At 60.1% G+C, this 6,171-nt stretch carries 6 protein-coding genes; all 6 read left to right on the top strand.

Annotation, left to right across the window (positions count from 1 at the left end):
• On the top strand, positions 1–1,008 hold a 1,008-nt coding region (locus EN939_RS17205), incomplete at its 5' end, for an ATP-binding cassette domain-containing protein (RefSeq protein ID WP_164751041.1).
• Between the two features lie 19 nt (positions 1,009–1,027).
• Positions 1,028–2,083, top strand: coding sequence for an ABC transporter permease (locus EN939_RS17210; protein ID WP_027036365.1), 1,056 nt, complete (start codon positions 1,028–1,030; stop codon positions 2,081–2,083).
• A gap of 28 nt (positions 2,084–2,111) precedes the next feature.
• The gene (locus EN939_RS17215) at positions 2,112–3,047 is read left to right on the top strand and encodes an SMP-30/gluconolactonase/LRE family protein (protein WP_127268981.1); all 936 of its coding nucleotides are present in this window, start codon (positions 2,112–2,114) and stop codon (positions 3,045–3,047) included.
• Positions 3,048–3,112: 65 nt separating this feature from the next.
• Positions 3,113–4,228, top strand: a complete 1,116-nt coding sequence (locus EN939_RS17220; protein ID WP_127268982.1) for an ABC transporter substrate-binding protein — start codon at positions 3,113–3,115, stop codon at positions 4,226–4,228.
• An 81-nt stretch (positions 4,229–4,309) separates the two neighbouring features.
• Positions 4,310–4,642, top strand: a complete 333-nt coding sequence (locus EN939_RS17225) for a hypothetical protein (protein WP_127268983.1) — start codon at positions 4,310–4,312, stop codon at positions 4,640–4,642.
• 643 nt (positions 4,643–5,285) lie between these two features.
• Complete coding sequence (locus EN939_RS38095) at positions 5,286–5,561, top strand: hypothetical protein (protein ID WP_128361818.1); 276 nt, start codon at positions 5,286–5,288, stop codon at positions 5,559–5,561.
• Positions 5,562–6,171: the final 610 nt, after the last annotated feature.

Below are 6,171 nucleotides of genomic sequence, written 5' to 3' on the forward strand. Positions count from 1 at the left end.
GTTCTGGTGCTCGATGAGCCGACCGCCAGTCTCCCGGCCGACGAGGTCGATCGCCTGTTCGACGCCATCCGCCCGCTCAAGCAGCGCGGTGTCGGCATGATCTATGTCTCGCATCGCCTCGACGAGATTTTCCGCATCGCCGACCGCGTTGCCGTGCTGCGCGACGGCAGGCTGGTTGGCCAGAAGAAGGTCGCCGAGACCAAGCCGGACGAGCTGGTCGAGATGATCGTCGGCCGTCCGGTAAGCCAGGTTTTCAGCAAGGCTGAGACGCAGGCCGGCGAGACGGTGTGCGCTGTTCGCGACCTGGTCTGCGCCGGCGCCGGTCCGGTGTCGTTCGACGTGCGCAAGGGAGAGCTGCTCGGTCTGGTCGGATTGCGCGGCGCCGGACAGGAATTGGTCGGCCGCACGCTGTTCGGCTGCCAGGCCTTTTCCGGTTCGGTGACGATCAATGGCGCTATGCCCGATCTATCGAGCCCGATCGCGGCGATGGCGGCCGGCGTCGGCCTAATCGCCCGCGACCGGACGGAGGAATCCATCGCGGCCTCCTTGTCGATCCGCGAGAACAGTTTTCTCAATCCCGGTGCCGGCAAGCGCGGCCTGTTCTCATTCCTGGCGCCTCACAAGGAGGCTGCGCTGGCGCAAGTGATCGGCGGCTCGGTCGGGCTGCGCCCCAACGATCCGAACCTGCCCATCGAAGCGCTTTCGGGCGGAAACCAGCAAAAGGTGGTCGTCGGGCGCTGGCTCCACACCGGCCGCACATTGCTGATCGCCGAGGACCCCACTGCCGGCGTCGATGTCGGCGCCAAGGCCGAGATCTACCGGCTGATCGGCCGCGCACTTGAAGCCGGCCTCGCTGTGGTCGTGGTGTCGACCGATTTCGAGGAGATCGCCCATATCTGCCACCGCGCCTTGGTGTTTTCGCGCGGACAGATCGTGCGCGAACTCACCGGCAACGACCTGACCACATCCGCCGTGATCATTGCGGCATCGGCTTCCGAAGCCGCCTGAATTTTCTGGGAGCGAACCCATGCAATCGATCGAATCCAGTGCACTTGAACCAACCCGTGGCGAAATGGCGGGTTTGCCTTTGGGGCAGAAGATCGTCCGGCTGCTGCCGGTCTACGGGCTGGTGATCCTGACGGCGCTGCTCATCCTGTTGTTTTCGATCCTGCTGCCGAACACCTTTCCGACCCTGCTCAATTTGCGCTCGATCATCTCCGACAAGGCGATCATCGCCCTGCTGTCGCTCGCGGCGATGATTCCGATGGCGTCCGGGCGCATCGACCTCACCGTCGGCTACGGCATCGTGCTGTGGCACATCCTTGCCATCAGCCTGCAGACCATGTTCGGCGTTCCGTGGCCGCTGGCGGTGATCGTCGTGCTGCTTCTCGGCGCTGCAACCGGCTTCCTCAACGGACTGCTGGTGGAAGTCGCCCGCATCGACTCCTTCATCGCCACGCTCGGCACCGGCACCGTGCTCTACGCTCTGGCGCTCTGGCACACTGGCGGGCGGCAGGTCGTCGGCGTGTTGCCCGACGGCTTCTATGCGCTCAACGGCACGATGGTGTTCGGCCTGCCGATCACCGGCCTCTATGTCTTGGCGATTGCCGTCTCGCTGTGGATCATCCTCGAATATCTGCCGATCGGCCGCTACGTCTATGCCATCGGCGCCAATCCGAAGGCTGCTGCGCTGAACGGCATTCCGGTGCGCCGCTTCGTCATCGGCGCCTTCATTTCGTCGGGTTTCCTGACGGCACTGACAGGCGTCCTGCTCGCCTCCAAGCTGCGCATCGGCCAGGCCAGCGTCGGGCTGGAATATCTTCTGCCGGCCCTGGTCGGCGCCTTTCTCGGCTCGACCACCATCAAGCCTGGACGCGTCAATGTCTGGGGCACGATGACGGGCGTCGTCATCCTGGCGGTCGGCATTTCCGGCATCCAGCAGTTCGGCGGCTCTTTCTTCGTCGAACCGCTGTTCAACGGCGTGACGCTGCTCGTCGCCATCGGTATTGCCGGCTACGCCCAGCGCAAGCGCGGCGCGGCGCACAGGGCCAGGACCAAGACCGCAGAGCAGTCCTCGAAGTGACCAGCCGAACCATCCCGGGATCCATGAAATGAGCGACTACGAGATTCTGGACGACCGCTTCCGAAAGCTGACGATCGGGCATGCCAAGCTCGAACGGCTGTGGACCGGCAGCCGCTGGGCCGAGGGGCCGGTCTATGTTCCCGCGGCAAAGCATTTGCTGTGGTCGGACATCCCCAACGACAGGCTGCTGCGCTACGACGAAAGCGACGGTTCGGTCAGTGTCTTCGAAACCCCTTGCAACAACCAGAACGGCCACACGCTCGATGGCCAAGGCCGCGTCGTCGCCTGCGAGCATCGCGGCCGTCGCGTCTCCCGGCTCGAACATGATGGGCGCTGGCAGCCGCTTGTCGAAACCATCGACGGCAAGCGGCTCAATTCGCCCAACGATGTGGTGGTCAAATCCGATGGGACGATCTGGTTCACCGATCCAGTCTACGGCATCGACAGCCACTATGAAGGCATGATTGCCCGGCCGGAGATCGGCGCATCGCATGTCTACCGGTTCGATGAAGCAACCGGCGAGGTGAGTGCGGTCATCGCCGATCTGGTGCAGCCGAACGGGCTGGCTTTTTCGCCCGACGAGAGCATCCTCTACGTGTCGGATACCGGCGCAAGCCATGTTCAGGGCCTGCCGCGTGCGATCAAGACCTATGACGTCGCTGCGGACGGACGCTCGCTGCGGTCGCGCGGCACGCTGGCCGAATGCGAGGCAGGGTTCTTCGACGGGTTCCGCGTCGATCGCAATGGCAATATCTGGGCCTCGAGCGCCGACGCGGTTCGCGTCTACGCGCCGGACGGGACGCTTATCGGGCGCATCCCGGTTCCCGAAATCGTCTCCAATCTGTGCTTCGGCGGTCCGAAGCGCAACCGCCTCTACATCACCGCCCAGACGTCGCTCTATTCCATCTATGTCAACGCGCATCCAGCCGGCCTGAGCCCGGTGGCTGGGCAGATCAGCCAGTGACCTGGCGCCGAAATCGAGTTCCGGAAAGACCAGATAACTTTTTTGAAACCAGGGGAGGTACCAACATGCAACGCAGAACACTTCTGAAATCATCCGTCGCCTTGATGGCCACGACCGTCGCTGCTCCAGTCCTGTTCGCCGGCCACGCACGCGCAGACGCGATGGCCGACGCCATGGCGGTGGTCGAAAAATATGCGCAGAAAGTAACCGCCTGGGACGGCCCGACCACCGGTCCGAAGGCGCAGCCGGGCAAGACGATCGTCGTGCTCGCGGGTGACCTCAAGAACGGCGGCATTCTGGGCGTCACCACCGGCGTAGAGGAGGCAGCCAAGGCGATCGGCTGGGAGGTCAAGGTGATCGACGGCGCCGGCTCGATCGGTGGCCGCACCGCCGCCTTCGGCCAGGCGATGGCGTTGAAGCCGAATGGCATCGTCATTAACGGTTTCGACGCTGTCGAGCAGGCGCCGGCGCTGGAACAGGCTAAGGCCGCCGGCATCCCGCTGGTTTCCTGGCATGCCGGACCGGTGATCGGACCTGACGAAAAGAGCGGCGTCTTCGCCAATGTCTCGACCGACGCCATGCAGGTCTCCACGGCTGCGGCCGACTGGGCCTACACCGATGCCAAGGGCAAACCCGGCGTCGTGATCTTCACCGATTCGACCTACGCCATCGCCATCGCCAAGGCCGACATGATGAAGGCCGAAATCGAGCGGCTGGGCGGCAAGGTGCTCGAATATGTCGACACGCCGATCGCCGAGACCTCGCAGCGCATGCCGCAGCTGACCACGTCGCTGCTGCAGAAATACGGCGATGCCTGGACGCACTCGCTGGCGATCAACGACCTCTATTTCGACTTCATGGGACCTTCTCTGGCCGCCGCCGGCAAGGCCGGCACGGACGCGCCGATCAATGTCGCCGCCGGCGACGGTTCGGAATCGGCCTATCAGCGCATCCGCGCCGGCCAGTTCCAGAAGGTGACGGTCGCCGAACCGCTCAACCTGCAGGGCTGGCAACTGGTCGACGAACTGAACCGCGCCATCGCCGGTGAAAAATGGTCGGGCTATCTGTCGCCGCTGCATGTGGTGACGGCCGACAATGTCGAGTTCGACGGTGGCCCGAAGAATGCCTTCGACCCCGAAAATGGCTACCGCGACCAGTACAAGAAAATCTGGGGCAAATAAGCACGCACCAAGGCGGGCGTATCACCCGATGCGCCCGCAAGCCGACAGACGTCACAAGCACACAATCAGGAAAGCCTCGCCATGATCATTCGCTACGCCCTCTTCGAAGGTGAAATCCATCCCGGACAAGAGAGCGAGTTCCGGCGCTTCGTCAGGGACCGGCTGGTGCCGCTCTGGACTCAGTTTCCCGGCGCTGAGGAAGTGCGCGTTCTCGACGGTACGGCGCGCGACGAAGGCGCGCCCACCTACGCGATGGCGCTGGCCATTCGCTATCGGGACATGGACACCTGCAACCGGGCGCTTCAATCCGACGTAAGATTTAAAAGCCGGGAGGTCACCGGTGAACTGCTGAAGATGTTCACCGGCCGCGTGCATCACCATGTTTTCGAGGCAAATGAGTACGCACCGGTCTGATTGAGATCTTGATCGGAAACGCTCCCATTGCTGCGATCAGCGAATGCCGGTATCGGGGGTTGCGTATCCAAGATTTAAACCTGCGGACCAGACGTCGCCCATTGGCCGCGGAACCATACGGTACGATGCGGAAGATCTCTGATTTTCTGCCCAAGGAAAATTCAATAAAATCAACGTTCTCGCTACATCCTCCGGACCCACCATGACCATTGATTTCGAAGCGAAAATGCACACAACCTGAGCGGTGACGGTACTTTTCGAGACGGCATACGCGCCCCGCCAGACGCCGTTGTGCTGCAAAAATCATCCGATTGTTCTCGATAGTTGGTGAAACCTCAAAATATTTTTTGTTGCGATTTTCTCTTTAAAATCAATAGCGTAATTTTCTGACGGTTCTAGTGTCGTTCTTTTCCGCGTTTCAGGAAATATTTGAAAGTGATTTCAATGGGTTATATGGTCTTTAAATAATCGAGTGGGAGTAGGGGGACCGGCGGCAATGGCAAAGGTTCGGCACGTAGCGTCTCCGCTAGTGTGCCTACGCCAATGACCCCTTACCGGCCTCGATCGCCTTTCCAAAACAATCTGACGGCACTGAAACGTGGCTGTGCGTGGATGTAAAGCGTCCTCTCAGCTGTGTAGAGCCTTGGCGTACAATGGCGTGCAAATAGGCGGGTTTGGGCAGATTGCCGGCTCTGAACTCGCTGGCCAGTCCAAACGTTGCGTCGGTGTAAGCAGGCGCTATGGACAGCGCTTGCAAAAATGCGCTCCGCGCAGCCGGCGGGTCATTGATACCCAGTTCGATGAAACCCAGCGGAACAAGCGCGTCGGTATTTGCCGGCTGAAGAGCAAGGACACGCTTCAGCAACCCGGCGGCTTCTTCGAAATGCTGTTCCTGCCGGGCTTGACGCCTAGCGCATAAAGACTATCGGCCGTTTGTCCATGTGCCGCAGTCGCGCAGCGGAGATACACAACCGTGTATCCGGCAAGTGCGACAAGCCGCTTCTGGTGCATCAGACCTTCCCGCCGCGGTTATGATGGCTTGGTGCGACATTCGTGCCTTGCCCCTTCTCCAGGTTTCTTGCCTGCCGTGGCGGAAACCGTGTGCTGAAATTTCAAGGAAAGAACAAGAAATACTTCACTTTTGAAATATTGTTTTCTAAACTATCAGATTTAAATATGCTTAAAAAAATAATATCCCATATACATGTTAGATGGTTGATAGTTATACTTGTTTTGACGGAAACGTATCCGTAGATAATAATATGTTTACCGATGTATACGCCTATGGTCCGTATTGTCACAAATTTTACATAAATATAGACTCGTCGCGGTTTCGTGATCGCCTTGCGCCCAAGAATTTTCGGATGTACGTTAGCTTGCGGTCAATTAGCCATAGATGATGTTTGAGGGGGCAAAATGAACATTTTGTCGAGGCCAGCTTTTTTTGAAGCATTTCAGAAGAGATTAGCCAGCAAAGAACAGACACCCGTCCCTGGCGTATTTGGCCGTTGGCTGGCAAGTTCGCTGTT

The organism is Mesorhizobium sp. M7A.F.Ca.CA.002.05.1.1 (assembly GCF_003998335.1).
GTDB lineage: Bacteria > Pseudomonadota > Alphaproteobacteria > Rhizobiales > Rhizobiaceae > Mesorhizobium.